The sequence below is a fragment of the Cytobacillus sp. C11.1 genome (assembly GCF_058145115.1).
The window spans coordinates 201,891-227,203 of the sequence record NZ_CM176935.1 but is presented as its reverse complement, the minus strand read 5'-3'; the positions used below and the strand labels follow the sequence as shown (position 1 = coordinate 227,203).

The 25,313-nt window shown below is 43.6% G+C and carries 20 protein-coding genes; 17 read left to right on the top strand and 3 right to left on the bottom strand.

The genetic code is table 11. The annotated features are described in order from the left end of the window. Window positions 1–117: 117 nt before the first annotated feature. Window positions 118–1,113: a zinc-binding dehydrogenase gene (locus AC3ZVC_RS01120; protein ID WP_490065909.1), complete on the top strand. Its 996-nt coding sequence runs from the start codon at window positions 118–120 to the stop codon at window positions 1,111–1,113. Between the two features lie 327 nt (window positions 1,114–1,440). Here the strand turns inward: AC3ZVC_RS01120 and AC3ZVC_RS01115 are convergent, their stop codons facing one another. Further along, window positions 1,441–2,481, bottom strand: a complete 1,041-nt coding sequence (locus AC3ZVC_RS01115) for a lactonase family protein (protein ID WP_490065908.1) — start codon at window positions 2,479–2,481, stop codon at window positions 1,441–1,443. Window positions 2,482–2,609: 128 nt separating this feature from the next. Here AC3ZVC_RS01115 and AC3ZVC_RS01110 point away from each other — a divergent pair, with 128 nt between their 5' ends. The 9 genes from AC3ZVC_RS01110 to AC3ZVC_RS01070 all read left to right on the top strand — a co-directional run bounded on the left by AC3ZVC_RS01110 (window position 2,610) and on the right by AC3ZVC_RS01070 (window position 11,674). Further along, a complete protein-coding gene (locus tag AC3ZVC_RS01110) occupies window positions 2,610–3,386 on the top strand; it encodes a hypothetical protein (RefSeq protein WP_490065907.1) in 777 nt (258 codons plus the stop codon). A gap of 21 nt (window positions 3,387–3,407) precedes the next feature. Next, window positions 3,408–3,722, top strand: a complete 315-nt coding sequence (locus AC3ZVC_RS01105; protein WP_490065906.1) for a hypothetical protein — start codon at window positions 3,408–3,410, stop codon at window positions 3,720–3,722. Next, window positions 3,688–3,909 (top strand): hypothetical protein, encoded by a 222-nt coding sequence (locus tag AC3ZVC_RS01100; RefSeq protein WP_490069013.1) that lies wholly within the window; start codon window positions 3,688–3,690, stop codon window positions 3,907–3,909. Before AC3ZVC_RS01105 ends, AC3ZVC_RS01100 begins: the two co-directional genes overlap by 35 nt. A gap of 105 nt (window positions 3,910–4,014) precedes the next feature. Next, window positions 4,015–4,830, top strand: a complete 816-nt coding sequence (locus AC3ZVC_RS01095; RefSeq protein ID WP_490065905.1) for an STAS domain-containing protein — start codon at window positions 4,015–4,017, stop codon at window positions 4,828–4,830. A 160-nt stretch (window positions 4,831–4,990) separates the two neighbouring features. Further along, a complete protein-coding gene (mtnK, locus tag AC3ZVC_RS01090; RefSeq protein WP_490065904.1) occupies window positions 4,991–6,214 on the top strand; it encodes an S-methyl-5-thioribose kinase in 1,224 nt (407 codons plus the stop codon). 13 nt (window positions 6,215–6,227) lie between these two features. After that, window positions 6,228–7,292, top strand: a complete 1,065-nt coding sequence (mtnA, locus tag AC3ZVC_RS01085; RefSeq protein ID WP_490068774.1) for an S-methyl-5-thioribose-1-phosphate isomerase — start codon at window positions 6,228–6,230, stop codon at window positions 7,290–7,292. Between the two features lie 667 nt (window positions 7,293–7,959). After that, window positions 7,960–9,237, top strand: coding sequence for a S8 family peptidase (locus tag AC3ZVC_RS01080; protein ID WP_490065903.1), 1,278 nt, complete (start codon window positions 7,960–7,962; stop codon window positions 9,235–9,237). Window positions 9,238–9,423: 186 nt separating this feature from the next. Then, window positions 9,424–10,212, top strand: coding sequence for a class II aldolase/adducin family protein (locus AC3ZVC_RS01075; protein WP_490065902.1), 789 nt, complete (start codon window positions 9,424–9,426; stop codon window positions 10,210–10,212). Between the two features lie 130 nt (window positions 10,213–10,342). Next, window positions 10,343–11,674, top strand: a complete 1,332-nt coding sequence (locus AC3ZVC_RS01070) for a CoA-disulfide reductase (protein WP_490065901.1) — start codon at window positions 10,343–10,345, stop codon at window positions 11,672–11,674. Between the two features lie 327 nt (window positions 11,675–12,001). On the opposite strand, the gene AC3ZVC_RS01065 is transcribed toward AC3ZVC_RS01070, so the two are convergent. Further along, on the bottom strand, window positions 12,002–13,210 hold the full coding sequence (locus AC3ZVC_RS01065) for an MFS transporter (RefSeq protein WP_490065900.1): 1,209 nt from the start codon (window positions 13,208–13,210) through the stop codon (window positions 12,002–12,004). 275 nt (window positions 13,211–13,485) lie between these two features. Here AC3ZVC_RS01065 and AC3ZVC_RS01060 point away from each other — a divergent pair, with 275 nt between their 5' ends. The 4 genes from AC3ZVC_RS01060 (at window position 13,486) to tatC (ending at window position 17,811) form a co-directional block, all read left to right on the top strand. Then, window positions 13,486–14,943: an alanine/glycine:cation symporter family protein gene (locus tag AC3ZVC_RS01060; protein ID WP_490065899.1), complete on the top strand. Its 1,458-nt coding sequence runs from the start codon at window positions 13,486–13,488 to the stop codon at window positions 14,941–14,943. A gap of 247 nt (window positions 14,944–15,190) precedes the next feature. Further along, complete coding sequence (locus AC3ZVC_RS01055) at window positions 15,191–16,831, top strand: PhoX family protein (RefSeq protein ID WP_490065898.1); 1,641 nt, start codon at window positions 15,191–15,193, stop codon at window positions 16,829–16,831. Between the two features lie 9 nt (window positions 16,832–16,840). Further along, entirely contained in the window at window positions 16,841–17,029 is a 189-nt protein-coding gene (locus tag AC3ZVC_RS01050) for a twin-arginine translocase TatA/TatE family subunit (protein ID WP_490065897.1), read from the top strand. Window positions 17,030–17,085: 56 nt separating this feature from the next. Further along, entirely contained in the window at window positions 17,086–17,811 is a 726-nt protein-coding gene (gene tatC, locus AC3ZVC_RS01045; protein ID WP_490065896.1) for a twin-arginine translocase subunit TatC, read from the top strand. Window positions 17,812–18,308: 497 nt separating this feature from the next. Here the strand turns inward: tatC and AC3ZVC_RS01040 are convergent, their stop codons facing one another. Further along, window positions 18,309–19,574, bottom strand: coding sequence for a S8 family peptidase (locus AC3ZVC_RS01040; RefSeq protein WP_490065895.1), 1,266 nt, complete (start codon window positions 19,572–19,574; stop codon window positions 18,309–18,311). 271 nt (window positions 19,575–19,845) lie between these two features. Between AC3ZVC_RS01040 and AC3ZVC_RS01035 the strand changes: the two genes are divergently transcribed. From AC3ZVC_RS01035 to AC3ZVC_RS01025, 3 genes are all read left to right on the top strand, one after another. Continuing rightward, a complete protein-coding gene (locus AC3ZVC_RS01035; RefSeq protein WP_490065894.1) occupies window positions 19,846–20,979 on the top strand; it encodes a zinc-dependent alcohol dehydrogenase in 1,134 nt (377 codons plus the stop codon). A 194-nt stretch (window positions 20,980–21,173) separates the two neighbouring features. Further along, window positions 21,174–22,415 carry an ATP-binding protein gene (locus AC3ZVC_RS01030; RefSeq protein WP_490065893.1) on the top strand — a complete coding sequence of 414 codons (1,242 nt, stop codon included), beginning with the start codon at window positions 21,174–21,176 and terminating at the stop codon, window positions 22,413–22,415. A gap of 396 nt (window positions 22,416–22,811) precedes the next feature. Continuing rightward, a complete protein-coding gene (locus AC3ZVC_RS01025; RefSeq protein ID WP_490065892.1) occupies window positions 22,812–25,190 on the top strand; it encodes an immune inhibitor A domain-containing protein in 2,379 nt (792 codons plus the stop codon). The last annotated feature ends 123 nt before the right edge of the window (window positions 25,191–25,313 follow it).

The window sequence follows — 25,313 nt, the reverse complement described above, 5'->3', positions numbered from 1 at the left end:
AGGCAAAAATCAGATGCCTGCACTGCAAGCATCCAAGTCATATCGCTTTTTCTACTAGCCCTTTTCAAGATATGATAGAAATAGACGAAATTTTTAAAGAAAAGCAGGTGTATTTAGATGAAAGCCATCATTCATGAAGGAAACACAGGCCGCGGCGGCTTAACCTATGGGGAAATGACAAAGCCGGAGCCGGCTGCAGGGGAAGTTAGAGTTAAATTAAAAACAGCCGGATTAAATCATCGTGATTTATTCGTCCTGAACCGCCACAAGCCGGAAGAGCCGGCACTTGTCATCGGTTCAGACGGAGCAGGCATCATTGATGCAGTTGGTGAAGGTGTCACAAATGTAAAAACTGGCGATGAAGTGATCATCAACCCGGGGCTTGGCTGGAAAGAAAACAGCGATGCTCCGCCAGCCGGATTTGAAATCGTCGGCTTGCCATTCCACGGAACGTTTGCCGAATATATCGTGATTCCAGCTGAAAACGCAGCACCCAAGCCAGCCTATCTAACCTGGGAAGAAGCGGGTGTCCTTTCTCTTGCAGCGCTGACAGCCTACCGGGCTCTTTTCACGAGAGGAAAGGTCAAAGCCGGCATGAAGGTATTTATTCCGGGAATCGGCGGCGGCGTTGCCACTTTCCTCATGCAATTTGCGAAAGCAGCAGGAGCAACCGTATACGTGGCATCCCGTTCGGAGGAAAAACGCGAGAAGGCGCTCCAATTGGGCGCAGACAAAGCTCTTAACAGTAACGAAGACTGGAATGAAGCACTTGGCGGGGAAAAGGTCGATCTTGTCATTGAATCTGTCGGCCCTGCCACCTTCAATAAATCACTCGGCATTCTCCGGAACGGCGGAACCATCGTTACATTTGGCTCATCTTCAGGCGACCAGCTTGAACTCAATCTCCGCAGCCTGTTTTATGCGCAGCAAAATCTGCTTGGCTCCACAATGGGAAGCGCCGAGGAATACCACGAGATGCTTCAATTTATTGAAAAGCATGAAATCAGGCCAGTCCTCGATCAATTTCTGCCGCTTGAGAAATTTGAGCAGGCTTTTGATAAAATCGAAAATGCCGAACAATGGGGCAAAATCGCCTTTAAAGTCAGCGAATGAAGTGAAACTTTCATTGTCCAATATTGAAAGGACCTAATCGGTGTGAATAGTGCCGTTCAAGTGGTGAACCCAATATTGAAAGGACCTAATCAGAGTAATAGTGCCACTCATATGGTGTGTCTAATCCCGTTAATCTGCAATGAAAAAAGGGTGAGAGGCTGCAAACAAGCAGCTTCTCACCCTTTTTACTATCCAGTTAAGAACGGGTGCCCTTGACCCGCATCTTTCCCAAAGCTTGGCTATGCAATAGAGCTGAAGAACCCTTCCTTCGCCTGTGGTCCTTAGCCCACCTCAAATCCGCCGATGGCGAGGGAGGCCTCCGCTTTCCTACGCATGTAAAAATTTCACACAAACCGGATCCGGCACAGCCACGTCTGATTGCAGCAGTGTCAGCTTCCCTGTCTCCTCATCTCTCTTATATAAAACAATATTACTGGAATTCTGGTTAGAGGCCACCACAAATTTTTCAGAAGGATCCAGTACAAAGTCGCGCGGCCAGTTTCCTTCCGTTGAGGTATGCTCCACAAATGTAAGCTCTCCATTATCCTGATTTACAGAGAAAACGGCAATGCTGTCATGCCCGCGATTTCCGGCATAAACAAATCGTCCATCGGAAGAAATGTGGATGGCGCTGCCCTGATTATTTTCCTTAAACCCTTCCGGAAGCGTTGAAATCGCTTGCAGCTGTGAAAAGCTGCCATCCTCGTGGTATTGAAGCAGCAGAACCTCTGAACTAAACTCAGTCATGACATAAACATACTTTCCATTCGGATGGAAAACAAGGTGTCTTGGGCCGCTGCCTGGTTTTACAGATAATGAGCTTTGCTCTTTTAAAACACCATCATTAACTTCATAAGTAATTACCTGGTCAATGCCCAGATCCACTGCGATCACATATCTTTCATCAGGAGTTAGCCCGGCATAGTGAGTGTGCGGCTTTTCCTGCCTGCTGTCCGGGCCTGATCCGCTGTGCTCCATCACAGAAACCGCAGGCCCAAGTGAGCCATCTTCCTCGGTTAAGTAAGATTCTACGGTTCCTTTATGGTAGTTCGCACTAAACACATTGCGTCCTTCAGAATCAACGCTCACATGGCATGGAGGAGATCCGGCTGATACCTGGCTGTTGATTTTTTCCAATGAACTGCTGCTGTCCAAACGATAGGCAGCCACCCCGCCAGCTTCGCCTTCTTTTGCCACTGAGTATAGATATTTATTATCTTTGCTAATCGTTAAATAGGTTGGATTATCCAATCTTGCCGCCACTTTTGGGTCTGAAATTTTGCCTGCTTCCAAATCCAGAACGAAAGAGTAGATGCCTTCGCTTTCTCCCTTTGTATATGTACCAATAAATCCAATGTACTTGGCCATAAGAAGCCTCCTCTAATGTTTGTTTCTGAAAAATACTCTATCATAATTTCCACAGCAATCAAAAGGAAGAGGAATTTTTCGACGGAAAAAGAATATACAAAGGAGAGAAATATGAGAGGAAGATTGTAATGCACGCTCCCGATTCCATAATGTCAGTCTGGAGAAAGTTTGACAGATTTCCGATGGAGACCTTATCGAAAGCATGGTATTACGATAAAGGTAGGCTGAAGAAACAGCGGGATGTCTCCCTTATGGAGGAACATCGTGCACAGTTCGGAATCACGGGAAACTGCTTTGATCTGGCCATCTGGCTTCTTCATGAATTTAAGCAGGCTGGAATCCATGCCTATCCGGTTGGCCACCAGTTACATACACCTTCTTCCCATGCGGCAGCAGTGGCTGTCGATGAAGATGGCCGCCGCTATTTATGTGATCTCGGTGACCAATGGCTGCAGCCAATCTTAATCGATCAAGCGGCAGAGAATTTTACTTCGGAAAAGTTAAGCGGATTCTTCCCGGCAGCAGAAGTCCAATTGTCTACAATAGAGAATGGGCTTGAGATTTCCTACCATCGCCCAAACGGTAAAGTATCGAGGCAGGCATATGACACATCACCAATTGCTATGAACACGTTTCTGGAAGCAGCCGAATACTCGCAAAATAGGATAAAACCTAAGCCGCTGCTGGAGCAAAGGGTTTCTTTTAAAAACGAAACGGCCCACTGGGAATTTTATAATTGGCATAGCTTTCTGAGTACTACAGAAGGATTATATAAGGAGGAGCCAGCCAGTTCCATTGAAGAATGGGCATCCAGAATCCATGAGAGGACTGGCTATAGCCAGAAATTTTTACTAGAATCCCTGAGTATTTATCGGAAACTTGGAATGATGCAGGATAACCCATAAAACATACACAAAGGAGCCATTATGTTTGTTAAACTCTATGAATACCACATCCGGCCTGAAAATGAACAGGAACTGCTGGATATACAGAAGAAAGCCGTAGAAATCTACCGAAAGTACATTGATGTTCAGATATCTGTCTTAAAAAGCAAAGAAGACCAATCAAAGTGGACAGAAATCAGCTATTTCAAGTCTGAAAAGGAGTATCATAATATGCTGCCGCTGATCAATCAGGACAATGAAATTCAGGAGCTGTTCAAAAAGTTCCAATCCCTGCTCGCCAGCAGCATAAAGGAAGAAGATTATGAACAAAAAAATCAAAATCAGGCGGGCCAGTAAAAATGATTGGGTTAATCTTTGGCCTTTGATCTGCGAAATGGGGAAGGCCGATCAGCGAGAACAGGCTAGGCTGCGCTTCAACCGGGTCATGGAAAGTATCAATCATTATTTGCCAGTGGCAGTAACTAACGGAAAGCAAGTGCCTGTGGAAAGAAAAGGTCCATCGTTTATACAAAAAAATTTGTGAATACAACCCAAGTAAAATGATCCTATTTATTTCCCCAATCTGCCAATTTTAAGAGGTAGTAGGTTATAATCGAAGCATGACATAAGAGAGGAGATATACATACAGATGGAGCCTATACAAAAAGTTTCAGCGTATCTTACTCAAAATGCGGAGGGATTATCGGAAGAAATCGTTGCAGAAATTGTGGACAGATTCGGTTTTGAGATTCCAAAACAAGAATTTGACGCTGCTGTTTCGATGTATATTGAGTTTATAAAATTTCTGGGAAAGATGATTGCGAATGACGGCGATCAAGTTCCTGACGGCCTGGTTGAATGGAGCAAAGGAAACGGGGAACGGGCGGCATCAATGGGCGGAAAGATTTCAGATATCGTCACCCGCTATCCGGACACACGCATCGTATTTACTGATAGACTTAAAACAATCGGTAAAGATCATGGGCTAACGGCTGATGAGACCATTACCATTGTAAAAAAAGTAAACCATATGCTTGATATAAGCATCAATGAAACCGTATTTGCCTTCGAACGCCATACACAAAAACGATTAAAAGAAACGCAATTACAGGTAAATGAACTTTCCGCAACCATCGTGCCGATCCAGGATAGTATCGCGATATTGCCATTGATCGGGAACATCGACTATGACCGGGCACAAATCATTATTGAAAAAGCGGTCCCGAAAGTAAATCAATTGGGCATCGAAACCCTCATTATCGACTTTTCGGGCACAGTCAATATCGACATTCAAATTGCCAAGCATATTTTTGATATCCGCAACATCCTCCTCCTGACAGGAGTGAATACAATTGCAACAGGCGTGCGCCCCGATCTGGCGAAAAGCGCAGTCAACCTGGGAATTGACCTTTCTTCGCTTGAAGTCTACTCTACCGTACAGCAGGCAATTACGAGCATTAAATAAGAAAAACACCGGAGCTGCTATCATGGCAGCTCTTTTCTATTAAAAAAGGATTGTCGAAGCTCCCATCCCATGATAGTATTTAGATATTTTAAAATATATAAAATACACGAAATCATAGATTATTTTAACGTTTCGTATGGGAATGAGGAGGGCTTTTAACATGACGGTTTTCACATCTGCCTATTTTACTATGAATGAACAGGAAGCCATCGAGTACGCAAAAACAAGGCTGGATTTCTTTGCACCGGGTGTGGAATTGGAGTGCAGGGAAATTGGGGATGGCAACTTAAACTATGTATTTAAACTGATTGATCGTAAAAATAATAAGTCTCTTATCATAAAGCAGGCTGGCCCTGTAGCCAGAATTTCTGATGAATTTAAGCTGTCTCCTGACCGCAACCGTATTGAATTTGAGATTTTAGAGATTCAAAACAAGCTGGCGCCAGGGTTCGTGCCAAAGGTGTATCATTATGATCCGATTATGAACTGTACGGCCATGGAGGATTTGTCCGACCATACGATCATGAGAACCGCACTGATGCAGCATAAAAAGTTTCCGCTGTTTGCAGACCATATAACAACGTTCCTAGTGAATACATTACTGCTTACATCAGACGTAGTGATGGGACATAAGGAAAAGAAGGCGCTTGTCCAAAAATTCACCAACCCTGAATTATGTGAAATTTCTGAGGACCTTGTATTTACAGAGCCATTTTATGATTGTCCTAGAAATGAAGTATTTGAGGGAACAAGATCGTATGCAGAACAGGAAATCTGGTCAGATCCGAAGCTGCAGCTTGAGACGGCAAAGCTTAAGTTTGAGTTTATGTCCAATGCCCAGTCTCTTCTTCATGGCGACCTGCACACCGGGTCTATTTTTATAAAAGAAGATTCTACTAAAATCATCGATCCGGAATTCGCCTTTTATGGACCTGCCGGCTACGATATCGGAAACGTCCTTGCCAACCTGATCTTCGCTTATGTTAACGCAAAATATACAATTGCAGATGAAGAATTAAGAGCCGATCAAAAGGAATATCTCCAAAATACGATTGAAGATATCGTAGACCTTTTTAAGGATAAATTTCTGAAGGTCTGGGATGAAAAAGCAGCTGAACAAACAGCCCGTTATGATGGCTTTAAAGAATACTACCTGGATACAGTTCTTCGCGACACAGCGGCTGTAGCCGGGCTTGAACTCTGCAGAAGAATTATCGGATTGGCATCTGTAAAAGATGTCACATCAATTGAAGACCCGACCAGCAGAGCTGCTGCAGAAAAAATTTGTCTGGCAGCCGGCAAAGTGTTTATTATGGATAGGGAATCTTTCAAAACAGGCGCAGACTTTGTAGGCGCTCTTAAAAGCTGTGAAAAAAGATTCTAGAGGAGGCAGCATGATGGGAAAACCAATGGATGTGATCCAGTCTGTCAGATTGGACGATGAACACGATGCTCTTATACTTTTAGACCAAACAGTTCTTCCAAACGAAAAGAACTTTCTGCATTTAAAAGAATTAAAGGATATATGGGAGGCAATCTATCATTTAAAGGTTCGCGGCGCGCCGGCGATTGGCATTGCCGCTGCTTATGGAGTATATTTAGGCACAAAGAAATCCAGTGCAGAGACTTTTGAAGAACTTTATAGCGACTTTAAAAAAGCGAAGGAATACCTTGCCTCTTCAAGGCCTACTGCCGTTAATCTGTTTTGGGCGCTTGACCGTATGGAAGCCCGCTTTCAAAAGGAAGAAGGCAAAAGTGCATCTGAAGTGAAAACTGCTTTGAAAGAGGAAGCTGAAAATATTCGTGCTGAAGATGAAGAGGTATGCGAATCAATCGGCAAACATGCTCTTTCAGTCCTCAAGCCCGGCTGGGGCATCCTGACTCACTGCAATGCGGGAACCATCGCGACCGCAAAATATGGGACTGCACTGGCCCCAATCTATCTTGGCCAGGAACAAGGGTATGATTTTAAAGTGTATGCGGATGAAACACGCCCGCTTCTCCAAGGTGCCCGTCTGACAGCCTGGGAGCTGAAAGAAGCAGGTGTTGATGTCACGCTGATTTGCGATAATATGGCCAGCATTGTGATGAAAGAAGGCAAGATTCAGGCCGTACTCGTTGGCTGTGATCGGGTAGCAGCAAATGGTGATGCAGCCAATAAAATCGGGACATCCGGAGTTGCGATTCTAGCCAAGCATTATCATATCCCAATCTATGTTTGTGCGCCCCTTTCAACAGTGGATCTCACATGCCAGACAGGCGAGGACATCCATATCGAGCTAAGGCCATCTGAAGAAATCACCTCCAAATGGTATGAGAGGCCGATGGCACCAGAGGGTGTGCAGACGTACAATCCAGCATTTGATGTGACAGATAATGAATTGATCACAGGCATTATCACAGAAAACGGCATTGCATATGCCCCATTTACTGAAAGCCTGCCTAAAATGTTCAAAAAATAGATGAAAGCCTCCACGCCAAATGGCAGGAGGCTTTTTTTGATGTGGGTGTTTTAGTAAAGTCTGTTGTTTTTCAATAACTCAATTTAATTCGCTGAGGTGATCTCGCTGTGGGCATTTGATCCTCGAAAATGCTGCCGCATTTCCTTCGTGCGATGTCTATTCGAGGAAGTTTATTCAATGTCCTGCGGGAGGAGAGGAAGCGGGAGACCCCACAGACGCAGGGCGTCGAGGAGGCTCCCGTTCCTCCCCGCAGAAAGCAAGTGCCCGTAGCGGAAATCAAAGGCTGAATTCATAGGAAAAAACAACAACCTATTTGAAAAGAGACTATGTTTTAAACCTTTAAAGCGTTTCACTAGGAAAATATCCCTGCTGCAACCAAAAAAATGAGTGTAATTTGACTCTTCAAATAAAACTTTCAGACTATAAAATACTGTAAAATATTATTATTTTTGTAAAAAATTATGAATTAAACAATATGGAAGTAGTGGAAAACATTTGCAAATATATCAAAAGACCTGATACTTTTTTAGAAGCTATGAATCTATGCCTGATTCCAGAGTTTGTAAATTACATAATTTAGCACATTGTTAAAGTCAGAATGTTTTAAATATACTTAAAAAGCAACAAGAACCGACAGAAAAAATAAAGGATTTGAAAGGAGAAAAGGATGAAGAAAAAAAGGGCATTAGGAGCAGCACTTCTAAGTATGACCATGGGTTTATCCGTTTTTACAGCAGGAGCATTTGCGAAAGGGCCAGAGGCAAATGAATCTTATCGAGTTCTTATCCAGGGACCTGCAGCTGAGCGTGCAAATGTAAAAGCGCAGATCGAAGAACGTTGGGATTTTGGAAAAGACGGCCTTACTGCAGAGGTTAATTCGAAACAGTACCAGGCACTCTTAAAGAACAAGAACATAACGATTGAAAAAGTAAGCGAGGTAACACTCGATACAGCCAGAACGGAAGCCTCTTCATCCAAGAATAACTCAATCTCATTAGAAGCAGCAGGATATCCAAGCGACCAGACTCCATGGGGAATCGAATCTATTTATAATAACAGTTACATTAGCAGTACATCAGGCGGAAGCGGAATTAAAGTTGCTGTTCTTGATACAGGCGTATATACAAATCATATTGACTTGGAAGGCTCTGCTGAGCAATGTAAAGATTTCACACAATCATATTCTTCCATGGTGAACGGAACCTGTACTGACCGCCAGGGTCACGGAACGCACGTAGCGGGTACGGTTTTGGCGCATGGAGGCTATGACGGCCTTGGCGTTTATGGCGTAGCGCCCCAGGCAAAATTATGGGCGTACAAAGTTTTAGGCGATAACGGTTCTGGATATTCCGATGATATCGCAGGAGCGATCCGCCATGTTGCAGACGAAGCGGTTCGCACAGGTTCAAAAGTAGTGATTAACATGTCACTTGGTTCCAGCGGCAAAGACTCATTAATTGCGAGCGCAGTTGATTATGCATACAGCAAAGGTGTCCTTATTGTTGCCGCAGCAGGAAACTCCGGTTATAGCGCTAATACGATTGGTTACCCGGGTGCTTTAACAAATGCAATTGCCGTTGCGGCCCTTGAAAATGTTCAGCAAAACGGTACATACCGTGTAGCCAACTTCTCATCCCGCGGCAACCCGAACACGGATGGCGACTATTATATCCAAGAGCGAGATGTGGAAGTATCCGCACCGGGAGCAAGCATCGAATCCACTTGGTATAACGGCGGCTACAACACAATCAGCGGCACATCCATGGCTACTCCTCACGTAGCAGGCCTTGCAGCTAAAATTTGGTCTTCCAATTCTTATATGAGCCATACACAGCTTCGCACAGAGCTTAGAAACCGTGCAAAGCAGTATGATATTAAAGGCGGTTACGGAGCAGCAACTGGCGATGACTACGCATCAGGCTTCGGATACCCTCGCGTAAGATAATAATTAGATAACCCCCGAAACCGTCTGGTCCAATGATCAGGCGGTTTTTTTACCGCGAAATGTAAAAATATTTCCGCGGAAATGATCAGATTTTAGCGAAAGGTGAAAAGTTATAAAAATTGCTGAAGCCAATTGATTTTGAATATACAATAGGAGAGGATGTGAATAGGAAAGGAGATGGCAGCCATGGCTGAACCACAATCATATATAAGCGACCATGAAGCAAAGGAACTCATCTGTGAAATGGGCAGAAGAGTGTACAATAAAAATTTTGTAGCGGCTAATGACGGAAATATCTCAATCAAAACTGGTGATAACGAAATCTGGACAACGCCAACAGGTGTAAGCAAAGGCTTTATGACCCCTGAGATGATGGTTAAAATGGATCTATCTGGCAATGTTTTAGAAGGAAAGAGTAAGCCGTCTTCAGAGGTGAAAATGCATCTGAGAGTATATCGGGAAAATCCGGATGCAACCGCAGTTGTCCATGCCCATCCGCCTGTGGCGACATCATTTGCCATTGCCGGCATAAGCCTTGATAAGCCCGTTTCGCCTGAAGCCATCGTTTTGCTTGGTAAGGTTCCGGTTGCACCGTATGCTACTCCTGGCACACAGGAAGTGCCTGATTCCATAGCGCCATATTGCAAGGACTACAATGCTGTTCTGCTTGCCAACCACGGTGCATTAACCTGGGGCCGTGACATTACAGAAGCCTATTTCAGGATGGAGTCACTCGAGCATTATGCGCTTATGCTCCTATATTCCAACCATATTATTAAAAAATCAAATGAATTAAGCACTGGACAAATCGCTGAGCTCATTTCCATCCGTGGAAAAATGGGCATCCACACAGGCGGAATCCCAGCTCCCAGCAGCGAATGGAAACCTGAAACAACGGCAGGGATATCTGAAGAAATGGTCGAAACCATAGTCAGAAAAGTAACTGAAGAAGTCCTTAAAAACGTTTTAAAATGATCAAAATAGGATAGCTATAAGGGTATAGACGCTGTTTGCAGAAGTGCATAATTTTAACCTTTTAACTAAAGCTATGTTGAAAAAGCTTAATAAAAATCGGTCATTGAATAAGACGTTAGGAGAGATCCCTATGAAACTATTAGTCATTGGCGGGGTGGCAGCGAGCATGTCGGCCGCTTCAAAGCTTAGAAGAATGGATGAGAAAGCCGAAATTGCCGTATATGAAAAAGGCAGGTTTTTATCCTATGGAGCCTGCGGCCTTCCCTATTATGTATCAGGTGAAAATGATGATTATCGAAAAATGATTGCACGGACACAAGAACAATTTTCTGAGAGGGAAATCAAAACCTTCCTCCAGCATGAAGTCGTAAAAGTGGATACCAACAAGAAAGAAGTAACGGTTAAAGACCTTGCAGCTGATAAAACTTTTACAGATACATACGATAAACTAATGATTGGTACAGGTACATTCCCGGTTATGCCCCCATTTCCCGGAGTAGATCTTGAGAACATTCATGTGCTGAAAACACTTGAAGATGGAATGGTTTTAAAAGAAATTGCCCATAAACCGGAAGTTAAAGATATCGTCATTGTTGGCGGAGGCTACATCGGAATCGAAGTGGTCGAAGCAATGAAAACAATCGGCAAAAACGTTAGAGTCATCGAAATGGGAGAGCGAATTCTTGCGCCTTTTGATAAAGAAATAACAGAAATTGCCGAAAAAGAAATCCGGGAAAATGGTGTTGAATTGAACCTGGGTGAAAAGGTAGAGAGCTTCAGCGGGGACAAAAAAGTGCAAAGTGTTAAAACAGACAAAGGCACCTATAAAGCTGATTTGGTGCTGGTTGCAGTTGGCGTAAGGCCGGCGACCAAATTCCTGGAAGGGTCGGGCATTGAATTAGCGGAAAATGGCGCCATCATTATCGATCGCGAAATGCGCACCAATATTGAGGATGTATATGCAGCAGGTGACTGTGCGCAAGTTTATCATAAAGTACTTGAAGAAAATGATTATATCCCTCTCGGAACCAATGCCAATAAATGCGGCCGCCTTGCAGGAGCCAATATAGCCGGCAGCCATGAAAAGTATGTGGGAACACTGGGAAGTGCCGCCATTAAAATTTTTGACATGGAGCTTGGCAGAACAGGGCTTTCCGAGGAAGATGTGAAAAAGATGGGCATCGGCTACTCAACCGAATTTGTGAAGGCTGCAGACCATCCGAGCTATTATCCGAATCCAACACCCATTTGGATAAAGCTCATTTGTGAAAAAGAAACGAACCGAATACTTGGCGCTCATGCAATCGGCAACAAAGGCGTCGTCCTGAGAATCGATGTGTTTGCCGTAGCCATTCACAACAATATGCCTGCTGATGAACTTGGCATGGTTGATTTATGCTATGCACCGCCATTTGCAGGTGTCTGGGATGCCATCCATATCGCCAGCAATGCAGCTAAGTAATAGCAAAGCCAGCTGAAACGCTGGCTTTTTGCATTTGGCTCTGTAAAAAGCCGCCATTTGCTCCGGCACGAGGTTACAGCAGAGCAGATTCAGTATGATGGGACTGTAAAGTGGTATGAGTTCGAAAACCTTGATGGAAATAAACTTGGCGTCTGCCATTTTAGCGAATAAACAGAAAGCTGCCTCCTTTCATTCCTGGAGGCAGCTTTTTACGTTCAATTCTTATATTATAATGCGATGAAAAAAAGATTTTCACCGATAAAATGAATTAATCGTTCATAAAAAGTAATCGGGCAAAATTTTCTCTACCCCTGGACACGGCTTCCGCTAATAAGAATCCTTCGCCAGTTTCGGATGGCGGTTCATCGCACCCAGCAAAATCAGTCCGCTTAAAATCAGCAGTGAACTGGTCACAACGAAAACTGCAGAAAAGCCAAAGTAAGCAGAGATTAAACCGCCCAGAACAGGTCCGATAATGTTTCCGAAGAAACGCAGGCTTGTGTTGTAACCAAGCACTTCACCCTGCATGGCAACCGGCGCTTCCTGGCGGATATAGGCGATCCGGACAGGAATAATGCCCCCGATTGTCACACCAAGCGCAAAACGGACAAGGACCAGCTGCCACATGTTTGTGACAAATCCGCCCGGCAAGTAAAATACGCCTGCAAGGAGAAGCAGAACAACTAAAGTCTTGATATATCCATGCTGGTCCCCAATTTTCCCCCATTGCCTTGCCATTAATAAATTACCGACACCGGCTGCAGAAAAGGCGATTCCGGCAAAAAAGGCCAAATTTTCCGGTCCGTGCAATTCGCTGACATATAAAGATAGGATTGGCTGAATGCTGAAATGGGCCATTTGTACAAGCGTTGAGATCAGCATTACCGTCAGTAAAATCGGATTGCGGATAATATGCTGGATTACGGCTTTACTTGAGTACCGGGTTTTTTCTCCCTTTTGGGTTTCAACTTTATATTCCCTTGTAAAAAATACGAGGAGCGCGGAAACAAAGATGGCGACAGAGGTCCATTTAAATGTATCTGCAAACCCGAATAAATCTGCCAGAACCCCTCCGAGCAGCGGTCCCATCAGGGAGCCAGTGATGCTTCCTGTTTGAAGGGTACCCATCACTCTGCCGGCAATCTCCTTAGGTGTCTGGGTCGAAATAAATGCCTGGGACATGCCGATGAAGCCTGTAAAGATTCCCATAAATAATCTAAGGAAGAACAGCTGCCAGACATTAGTCACATACCCCATCAGAAATATGGAAATACCCATTCCAATTCCGGATAGGATCAGGATTTTTTTGCGTCCGAAAAGATCTCCGATTCTTCCCCAAACAGGCGAAAAAAGAAAGGCGGTGACAAACGTAATGGCAAACGTCCAGCCTGACCAATTCTGAACATAGGTTGAAGAATGATCTCCAAACGTTTCTATATATAAAGAAATAAATGGAAGTACCATTGTCATGCTGCCTGCCACAAAGAAATTGGCGAACCACATGATCATTAAATTGCGTTTTGTTTGTTTATTCATGCTTGAAACACTTCTTTCCGGTCAACATTTCGTTTCCCTAAATATATAATAGCGGAAATTTCCGAAAATAGGAAGGTTTATGTTCTCTATAATTCTATTTATCCCATTATCATTGAACAAAACGAACTCACTCCCGGAAAAAGTAAAGCAAGCCAAAAAGTTCTATGACATTATTCCGTATGACCGTTAAAAAACCATTGTAATATAACAGTCTATAAACTATAATTCTTAATAGGAAAAAGATTCAGAATATATAATAAAAAGGGGGAAGTTGTTTGGAAGCTTTTGTTAATCAGCTTAATGGGATCTTATGGAGCACACCAGTTATTTACATCTTGCTTGGAGTAGGGCTGCTGTTTTCGATTTTAACCCGATTCTTGCAGGTCCGGCACATCAAAGACATGGTTTTGCTTATGTTCAAAGGAAGAAGTTCCGATGCGGGTGTTTCATCTTTTCAGGCCTTATCTATTGCTCTTTCCGGCCGCGTAGGAACTGGTAACATTGCCGGTACTGCCACTGCGATCGCAATGGGTGGTCCTGGTGCCGTTTTCTGGATGTGGACCATTGCTTTTATCGGAGCAGGCAGCGCATTCGTTGAGTCCACTTTAGCCCAAATTTACAAAGTGAAAAAAGACGGTGTCTACCGAGGCGGGCCTGCTTATTACATTGAAAAAGGGATTGGAATCAAATGGTTTGCCGTACTCTTCGCGGTTGCGACTCTTTTGGCAATGTCTCTTTTAATGCCGGGGATCCAGTCAAATTCCATTGCTTTGGGTATGGAAAATGCATTTGGTATCAGTAAATCAGTAACCGGCCTCGTTGTTGTCGGCTTGCTGGCTCTTATCATTTTTGGCGGGGTAAAGCGTATTGCAACGGTTGCCCAATATACAGTGCCGTTTATGGCAGTAGGTTATATTCTTGTTTCTTTAGTTATTATTGGCATGAACATCGGAGAATTGCCTGGCGTATTCTCATTAATCTTTAGCAGTGCCTTTGGCGCCGATTCCATGTTTGGCGGCATCATCGGAAGCGCAATCGCCTGGGGCGTAAAGCGCGGAATCTATTCCAATGAAGCTGGACAGGGTACAGGCCCGCATGCTGCGGCTGCTGCGGAAGTGTCCCACCCTGCAAAGCAAGGCCTTGTTCAGGCGTTCTCTGTTTACATTGATACTTTATTCGTATGTTCCGCAACAGCGTTCATGATTCTATTTACTGGAATGTTCAATACTGTCGGAGCAGATGGAAAGACTCCTATCGTAGAAAACCTTCCTGGAGTTGAAGCTGGCCCTGGTTATACACAGGCAGCAGTTGAATCTGTTCTTCCAGGATTCGGTGCAGGGTTTGTTGCTGTATCGCTATTTTTCTTCGCATTCACAACCATTATGGCTTACTACTATATGGCCGAAACAAACGTAGCCTACTTAGTAAGCGGCAAAAATAGCAAAATTGCCATGTTCGTTCTTAAGTTTGTGCTGCTTGGTGCAACTTTCTATGGCTCCGTCAAGACGGCAGGCCTTGCCTGGGCACTTGGGGATGTTGGCCTGGGATTAATGGTTTGGCTCAATGTTATCGCCATTCTGATCCTTGCGAAACCGGCCCTGATTGCTTTAAAAGATTACGAAGCCCAAAAGAAACAAGGTCTCGATCCTGTATTCAATTCCAAAAAGCTTGGCATCAAAAACGCCGAGTATTGGGAAGAAGAATACAAGCACCAGGAAGAAAAAGTATCTTGATAGAATAGTTAAAAAATGTCCGGCAGATGCCGGGCATTTTTTTATTGGATAAGAGGGTAATCTAATCTTTCATAACAGTCTATCACTGCGCCTCCACCTTTCTGATTTTTACAATTCTTAATTTTTTTTTACAATTTTCCGGCTATTCCTTAGCATTCTCTTAATATTCCTTCCCTAATATTGTACTTGGGATTGATACATAAATAAGCTGCAAGCATTATTAAATGAAAAGAAGAGGTGCGAAAGGATGACTGAATTAAATCGCCGCAAATTTTTAACGTATGTAGGTACAGGAGTAGGAGCTTTAACAGTCGCTTCTGCTGGTTTAGGCACAATGGTGCCAAAAGCGGAAGCCAAAGGTGCAGAAGCTGCATCCCATCTATTTGGGTTCCAAAAGAAAATCTCTGGTTTGAACTTTAAGCCGATTGACCCGACGGATAAGGATGACCTGGTGCTTCCGCGTGGGTATAAGTATGATGTTGTGGCAGCGTATGGAGATGTTATCAACCAAAAAGGGGATACATTTGGCTTTAACAATGACTTTACATTATATTTTCCCATTGATGGAGACAAACGTGGCTTATTGTGGGTGAACCATGAATACTCGAGTGAAATGTTCGTACATGGAGCTAAGCCGGCAAGCGGCAAATATACTGAATCTCAGGTTCAAAAAATGCTATATAACCAGGGTGGATCCATCATCGAAGTGTACCGAGACAAAGAAGGTACATGGAAAATGGATACTAATTCAAAATATGCGCGACGCGTTTCTGGACTAACACCATTTCAGCTGACAGGCCCTGCGAAAGGTTCAAAATCAGTTGGCGGCGCAACAAATGTCCAAGGAACTTTTGCGAACTGCTCGGGCGGCATGACTTTATGGGGAACAGTTTTATCCGCAGAAGAAAACTTTGAAAATACAGCAAAGGACGCAGGCCTAAACGATACTCATTATGGATGGATTGTGGAAGTCGACCCATTCGATCCTAACTTTAAGGTGCGCAAGCATACCGCTCTGGGACGCTTTAACCATGAAAACGCATCTGTCGGCCTGACAAATGACAACCGTGTTGTGGTGTATATGGGCGATGACAAAAAAGACGCCTGTGTGTATAAATTTATCAGCAGAAATAAATATGTGGAATCACGCGGGAAAGCGAATGCTGATCTTCTGGAAGAAGGGACTCTTTATGTGGCCAATATGGGCAGCGGCAAATGGGTGCCTTTAACGATTGAAAATGTTCGTAAAGCAGCAAAGGACAAGGCGGAGCTATTAAACAAATTCCAGACTCAGGCCGATGTTGTCGTCAACTGTCATGAAGCGGCGCTGCTGGTCGGCGGAACGCCTACAGACCGTCCTGAAGACGTGGAAATCAGCCCGTTTGATAAAACTGTATTTATCGCTCATACAAATAATGATCGACATGGAAACTTCCATGGTCATATTACTAGATTCATAGAAAAAGATGATGATCTTGGTGCTCTTACATTCGATTTTGAGATTTTTGCAGCCGGCGGAAAGCAAAGCGGATTCAGTGCGCCCGATAATTTGACCTTTGATAGCCTCGGCAACCTTTGGACTGTTACAGATATGTCTTCAAGCAAGCTGAACAGCGGAATTTATACACACTTTGCCAATAATGGCATGTTCGTCATCCCGACAATCGGAAAAAATGTTGGCGAAGCTTTCCAGTTTGCATCTGCGCCGATAGAAGCCGAATTGACAGGACCGTCCTTTACTCCAAACGAAACAACATTATTCCTGTCCATCCAGCATCCCGGGGAAGAATCCGCAGACTTAAACAACCTGACAAGCAGATGGCCTCACCGCAAGGGAGATACAATGCCGCGTCCGGGTGTCGTTGCCATCACAGGCTTTAAATACTAGGAGGTTATTATGCTATCAAACATCGGAATTCCAGGATTGATATTAGTATTGGTATTGGCACTGATCATCTTCGGTCCATCCAAACTGCCGGAAATCGGAAGGGCGTTTGGAACGACCTTGAAAGAGTTTAAGAAATCAACACGCGAACTTGTGTCGGATGACCAGCCAGCTGAAGAGAAGAAGAAAGAATTACTATAAAAATAAGAGGAAGGAAGATAGTTTCTTCCTTCCTTTTGCTATTGAGGTGTTTGAACATGAATGATCAGGCAGTCAACGTCCTTCAGCATTTTGAGGAGCTTCGTAAAAGACTGATTATTATTGCGGTTACTTTTATTGTATTTTTAGCACTATCCTTTATTTTTGTGAGTGATATTTATGAATGGCTTGTAAAAGATTTGGATTTTAAGCTGGCTGTTCTGGGACCTTCCGAAATTCTCTGGGTCTATTTTATGCTCGCATCCGTTGTAGCGATAGCAGGGGCTATCCCGGTTGCTGCCCACCAAATCTGGCTGTTCGTCAGCCCGGCACTGACTAAAACAGAAAGAAAAGTGACCTTATCCTATATTCCGGCTCTATTTTTCTTGTTTTTAACAGGGATATCATTTGGCTATTTCGTCCTGCTGCCGCTCGTGCTGAACTTTCTGATGGCCTTATCCGGTGAGATGTTTACAGCCTTTTTTACAACAGAAAAATATATTAAATTCGTTCTGCATTTAACACTGCCATTCGGCTTTTTGTTTGAATTGCCGGTTGTTATTATGTTCCTGACCAGCCTTGGCATCATCAATCCCTATTCGCTGCAGAAAATAAGAAAATATGCTTATTTTGTGCTGATTGTCGTTGCCATTTTGGTCACACCGCCTGACTTCATATCTGATATTTTGGTCACGCTGCCGCTATTGCTGCTGTATGAGGCAAGTGTCAGCTTATCAAAGCTCATTTATAACCGAAAACAGAAAAAACAGGCGGCTTTGCAGTAGAAAATGGTTATAGAAAGGCTGTTTTCGCAAACTTTGTTGCTATTTAAACTAGTTGTGAGGAGTGGTTGATTTCCGCTCCAGGACGCTCAGCGAACCGCGGAGCGGGCGGTGAGCCTTCTCGGTGCAAGCACCTGTGGGGTCTCACCTGTCCCACTCCTCCCGCTGGGGTCTCGCACCTTGCGCTCCAATCAACCAACCTTATTTATCAAAGTTTTTTTACAAAATGAATTTAATGCCAACAATCTTTTAGAAAAGAGCCTATAGAAAAAAAGCATTTAAAACTAAAGCTGAAGGAGTATATTTTCTCTTGTTCAGGACTTTTTTGCAAATTCTGCTTTTTATTTGCAAATTCCCTTATATATTTGCAGATTTTCAAGTATATTTGCAAATTGGTATTTTTACACGCACCGGCTGGGGTGCATTTTTGGATATATCATCAACTCATCCCCAAAAAAGCTTGGATCCCTAAAAGGAATCCAAGCTTTTCTACCATTCTATTATTTCACGCGAGGGAAACCGAATCCTGATGCGTAATCATCACCAGCTGCAGCTCCTGTTCCGCCAAGGATGTCATATTGCTTGGAGCGGGTTTGAAGCTCTGCGCGAAGACCAACATGAGTCAATGAAGGGTTTTCAGCCCAAATCTTTGCAGCCAATCCTGATACGTGAGGAGTAGCCATGGAAGTACCGCTGATTGTGTTGTAAGTGCCATCGAACCAAGTAGATTCAATCGCTCTGCCTGGTGCGGAAAGCTCAACATCGCGTTCCTGGATGAAATAGTCGCCGTCAGTTGCAGGATTTCCGCGAGAAGAGAAGTCGGCTACACGGTATGAGCCATTCTCCTGAACGTCTTCCAGTGCAGCAACTGCAACCGCGTTTACCAATGCGCCAGGATAGCCGATTGTGTTATCTGAAGGGCCATCGTTTCCAGCTGCAGCCACAACTAAAACGCCTTTACCATAAGCATAATCAACCGCATCAGCGATTAATGAACTCTTAGAACTTGCACCTAAAGACATGGAAATGACTACTTTTGATCCCGTGCTAACTGCTTGATCTGCCGCATGCTGAATGGCACCGGCGATATCATCGGAGTAGCCTGAACCCCTGTCGTTCAACACTTTATATGCCCATAAGTCGGCGTCCGGTGCAACACCGTACACACCTTGTCCACTAGCGCCGCCATGTGCAAGGACAGTTCCGGCAACATGCGTGCCATGTCCGTTTTTATCCCCGCAGCTTCCATCAATTAAAGGAGATTTTCTTTGAGTAAAGTCTTTACATTGTTCCGCCTGTCCTGCCAGGTCAGTATGTGCTGTATTAACTCCAGTGTCGAGCACCGCCACTTTTACTCCGTTTCCGCCTGAAGTAGTTTGAATAGCACTGTCATTATAAATAGCCTCAATTCCCCAAGGGGTGCTATCATTCGGAACGGCTGCAGCCTCTGCTCCCGGCTTGGCGGCAGATTCCTTGCTGACAGGAGCAAGGCTTACCTGATCGACTCTCTCAATCTCCAAATTCTTATTTTTCAATAAGGCTTGATACTGTTTTACGTTTACTGTTGTGGTAAAACCGTCCTTCCCGAAATCCCAGCGCACGCCATAGTTTGCTTTAGCCTTCGCTTGTTCAGCGCCTGGTCCCTGAATCATGACCCGGTACGTCTCGTTGCTCTCAACCTGCTGGCCGAAAGCCCCAGATGCAAATACAGAAAGCCCCATTGCCACACTTAGTACTGCTGACCCAATTACTCTTTTTTTCTTCATCCAAAGTCTCCTCTCAAACTATGTATTTGTCACAGCTAAATGCTGTACTTCAATTATATTCACAAAATTCAAAATAGTTAAACTTTCCTATATGCCTCGTATTTGAGCATTTTTGACTATTAATCTGAGAAAAGCTGTATCTATCTTTTAATCTTCCAGAAAATATTCTTCTAATTATAGGTAAATATTACAAGAGGGGATTGGATATAAATGGAGTTAACCTACCTTCCAGCAGGGTATAGCCTAGTAAATTGCTGAAGGAGTGTGAAAGATGAGAGCTGTAACCTATCAGGGAGCTAAAGATATTCAGGTGAAAAATGTAGAGGATCCAGGAATTGAGAAACGGGATGATATTATTGTCAGGATCACGTCAACGGCCATTTGCGGTTCGGATCTCCACTTATATCAGGGGAACATGCCACTGCGCCCCGGCTATATTATTGGGCATGAACCCATGGGGATTGTTGAAGAGACAGGGCCTGATGTAACGAGAGTAAAAAAAGGAGACCGGGTTGTGATCCCATTTAATGTTTCCTGCGGACATTGCTTTTACTGCCAGAACGAAATGGAGAGCCAATGCGATAACTCCAACCCCCATAAAGACGCAGGAGGCTACTTTGGTTACACAGAAAAATACGGGAACCACCCGGGTGGCCAGGCTGAATACTTAAAAGTCCCTTTCGGCAATTTCATGCCTTTTGTTGTACCGGAATCCTGTGAGCTGGAGGATGAATCACTGTTGTTTTTATCTGACGTCCTGCCGACCGCTTATTGGAGCGTGGAGCATTCTGGTGTGAAAAAGGGTGATACAGTTGTGGTACTAGGGTGCGGGCCCATCGGATTAATGACCCAAAAGTTTGCCTGGATGAAGGGAGCCAAACGGGTAATTGCTGTTGACCATTTGGATTACAGGCTAAACCACGCCAAGCTTACAAATGATGTAGAAGTTTACGATTTTACAAAATATGATGACATGGGTGCATATATAAAAGAAATTACTAAGGGCGGGGCAGATGTGGTCATTGATTGTGTGGGAATGGACGGGAAAAAATCCGCTGTTGAAAAGGTTGAGCAAAAGCTGAAGCTGCAGGGTGGAACGCTAGGCCCTATTCAAATTGCCGCGAAAGCAGTCCGGAAGTTTGGAACCGTCCAGCTGACAGGCGTATATGGATTAACCTATAACATGTTTCCGCTTGAAGAGTTTTTCTCAAGAAACATCACGATTAAAATGGGACAGGCTCCGGTCGTGCATTACATGCCAGAACTGTTCAAAAAAATCACCAATCAGGAGTTCGATCCGAAATCGATTATTACACATCAGATTCCATTGGAAGAAGCTGATCGCGCGTATAAAATATTTAACGACCATGAAGATGATTGTATAAAGGTTATATTAAAGCCGTAAATCCGCGGCTCGACCGACAATTGCTCATTTAGCCATCCACACGAGAACCGGTCTGCATTTCGCAGGCCGGCTTTTTAATCTGATCTAGGTGTGAAGAACACCTTATAATGAAGAAAAATATACAATGATGGGTTCAACCGTTTATAATAATGCTATTGGAATCATTTTAATAGAGTTAACCGAGGAGCTTTTTTATGAAGGGTTTTAGTCAAGTGACATTAATAAATGAAGAAACAAAAGCAGTCAGGCTTTTTATGTGGCTGTTTTATCTTATTTTTACACTCTATGATTTATTTTATTATTATCTCCTTCCTCTCAATGCAGGGGGCACTCCGGGACTTCCGCAAGGCGGACTAGGATTAGGTTATTATTTGGCCATTATCGGCCTTTTGCCGGCGGCGGTGTATTTCTTTAAAACAGGCAGTCCTTTTAAGGTAAAATACTTGTACTTTATCGGCTTTGTGCTGATTGATTTTACAAATAGCATGATGATTTACTTTGGTGAATCCAAGGAGTTTCAGACAGGAAACGCTGTAGAGCTGTTTTTTATCATATTCGCTCCGCTCTTTGTCAATAAGCGTTATTTTTGGATTGTTACAGGGGGAATGGTAAGTAAGTATCTGGTTGCAGGCTTTCTGCTGAGCAGCCAAAAGGTCATGGTGCCCATCGTGCTGCTGGTCATTTTTTCAAGTGTTTCTTATGTGCTTCTGAATCGTTTCTTTTCCTATATTCAATCCCTGACAACTGTTTTTCAGGAGCTGCGGCAAACAGAAAAGCTGGCTGCTGTCGGGCAGATGGCCTCAGTGGTTGGGCATGAAGTCAGGAATCCCCTCTCCGCCTTAAAGGGGTTTACACAGCTGCAGATGGAAAGGCATCCGGAAGACCGGGACCGCTATCAAATCATGATAGAGGAAATAGACCGCATCAATTTGATCGCTGATGACCTTATGTTCCTGAGTAAGCCAAGGCAGCCAGTGTTTGAAAAAGTAGATTTAAACTCGCTTTTTAGCTACGTTATTTCCATTATGAAAGAGCAGGCCTCCAATCAGAATATCACATTTGCTGCAGAAGACATGGCAAATATTCCGAAAGTTGAATGTGATGAGAAGCTAATGAAGCAGGTGTTTATAAATCTCGTTAAAAATGCTATCGAATCAATGCCTGACGGCGGAACCATTACTATTTTTGCTAAAATGCTACAGGGACAGCGAGTATTGATTCGCGTTAAAGATGAGGGCTACGGCATAATGGCTGAAAACATCGATCGAGTTGGCGACCCATTTTATACGACCAAGTCAGATGGTACAGGTTTGGGGCTGATGGTTACCAATCAGATCATTGAAGAACATGACGGAAGTATCGCTTTTGACAGTGAAGTAGGGAAAGGCACAGTTGTGAACATCAATATCCCATTAAGCCAAAAAAAAATTAAATAGAAACGAAAAAATAGAGGGTGTGCGTTTTACTGCACAGCCTCTATTCACGCATCATCCAATCCATCCAGGAAGTCAACCATACAACAGAGAAAGCCTTTCGCTGTTGGCGAACGAGTTGAAAGAGAAAGCAGAAGGCGGGAATAGAGCCCATTAATAATGGGGAGAAGAGCACCGGAATTTACCGTTGCTCTTTTTCTATCTTGCTCAAAACAGATATAAATTCCTATTTTTTATAATTTCCTATAAATAGAATGAGAGGAATTACCTGTAACTTCCCCTATTAAATATAAGTATAACGGTATTATCGGACTATTAAAAAAGTTTGAATAGTTTGATAGAATTAATCTCGCAATGTTCAGAAATTTTGAAAAGCGAAGAAATAGGGAGGCTACAAGAATGAGTAATAAGAATAGACCGTTTAAGGTTTTATCTTCAATTACAGCCAGCACGATGATGGCTGCTGCTTTATTTGCGGGATCTTTTGCAGGAACTACAGCGGCCCCTTCACAAGTATCAGCAGAAGAACTGTCTGCTCCAATCGACTTAAATATAGTGGATGAGGACAGATTGGGTAAAGCATTAAAAGAGAGAGGGGTAATTGCCAAAGACGCTTCTCAGCAAGAAGTTGAAAAGGCGGTTAAAGCTTATATAAAAGAAAAGCAGGGTGAAAAACCAGGCAAAACTGAAAAAGACAATAAGCAGGATGAGTTTGATAAAAAAGCAAAAGATTTTCTAACCAAGCAAAAAGAAGAATTATCAAAAAAGCTTAACAAAGGTCATGATAGCTTTAAAGATGGAAAATCAGGTGTAAAAGTTGCAACTGCCAAAGAGGAAACTTATAAAGGTGGAGTAAGAACAGACAAGGTACTTGTTCTACTGACAGAGTTCGAAGACCTTAAACACAACAATGTAGAGCAGGAAGAAGGCTATATGTATGCTGACGACTTCAGCCGCGAGCATTATGAACAGCTTATGTTCGGAGATCAGGAGTTTAAGCTTTTCAACGGTGACAAAGTTAAGACCTTCAAACAGTTTTATGAAGAGCAGTCAGGCGGAAGCTATACTGTGGATGGAACGGTTTCAGATTGGCTTACAGTCCCTGGTACGGCAAAAGAGTACGGCGATGATAATCCGGACGGAGGCCATGATAATTTGGCTCCAAAAGGACCGAGGGATTTAGTCAAAGAAGCTTTAAAGGCAGCGGTTAATGCAGGAATGGACCTTTCCGAATATGATGTATATGACCTATATGATTTAGATGCAGATGGTGACTTCAATGAACCAGATGGTTTAGTGGATCACCTGATGATCATCCATGCTGGTACAGGACAGGAAGCTGGAGGCGGAGTGATTGGTGACGATGCCATTTGGTCTCACCGCTGGACACTTGGCGGAGTATTTGCAGTTCCGGATACAACTGCCAAGGTTGATTATTGGGGCGGAAAAATGGGCGCTTTTGATTACACAATCCAGCCTGAAGATGGAGCTGTTGGGGTATTTGCCCACGAATTCGGACATGATTTAGGTTTGCCGGATGAGTACGATACAATCTATTCTGGACATGGTGAGCCGATTGCTTCCTGGTCTGTCATGAGCGGCGGCAGCTGGAATGGAAATATTGCAGGAACAGAGCCTACAAGCTTCTCCCCGCAAAACAAGGAATTCTTCCAAAAGCTAATGGGCGGAAACTGGGCTAATATCACTGAAGTTAATTATGAAGATATTGATGAAAATGGACTGTCGACTGTCATTGACCAAAGTGTCACGAAATCTAAAAATCCGGGAATTGTTAAAGTAAATCTTCCTGAAAAAGAAGTGCAGGGTATTAAGCCAGCTTTCGGCGAGAAATATTACTACAGCACTAAAGGCGATGACCTGCACACAGCTTTAACAACACCTGAGATTGATTTAACAGCTGCAGCAACAGCAACATTTAATGCAAAAATGTTTTATGATATTGAGTTCGATTATGACTATCTATATGTTACTGCACAGACAGCTGACGGTGAAGAGGTTGAGCTTGATGTAATTGGTGATGAAGATACAGATGGAGATACCCGCGCTGAATCGTCGAAAGGCCAATGGGTAGACCAATCATACGATTTAAGCCAATTTGCAGGCAGCAAAGTAAGCCTTACATTTGAATATGTAACTGATGGCGGTCTGGCATTAGATGGATTTGCAATGGATAACATTTCAGTGATAGCTGATGGAAGTGAAATTTTCTCTGATGATGCGGAAGGCGAGACGCCAATGACTCTTGAAGGATTCATTGTTTCCAATGGCATTAGCTTTGCAAAGAATCACTACTATTTAGAATGGAGAAACCATGCAGGTTCTGATACAGCATTAGCATCCTCAAGAGGTGTAAAATACAATACCGGTTTAGTTGTTTGGTACGCAGATGATAGCTTTACGGATAACTGGGTTGGCGAACACCCTGGAGAAGGATTCCTTGGAGTAGTCGATTCCCATCCTGAGGCAATCGTCGGTGACAAAAATGGAGAACCTTCTATAATCGGAAGCACAAGATATCAAATCGCGGATGCTGCGTTCTCTCTTGATCAATCACCTGCCTGGGAAGTAAGTTCCCCATCACGCGGTGATTACAATTATGCTGGTTTAAAAGGAAACCCTTTATTTGATGATTCACAAACATACAAGAATGACCTTATTCCTGATGCAGGACGAATTGTTCCTGAACACGGTTTGAAGTTTGAAGTCATCGGTGAAGCCAAGGACAACTCTGCTGGAGCCGTATGGATTCACAAATAAGATTTTTGGAAAAGGCACGGATCCCTGTTTTGGGCTTCGGGCCTTTTCCTGTTATGAGCGCTGATTTGCTGGACAACTACCTGCCTATAAGCTAGTATCATTACCGATACTCATTTTTTCCGA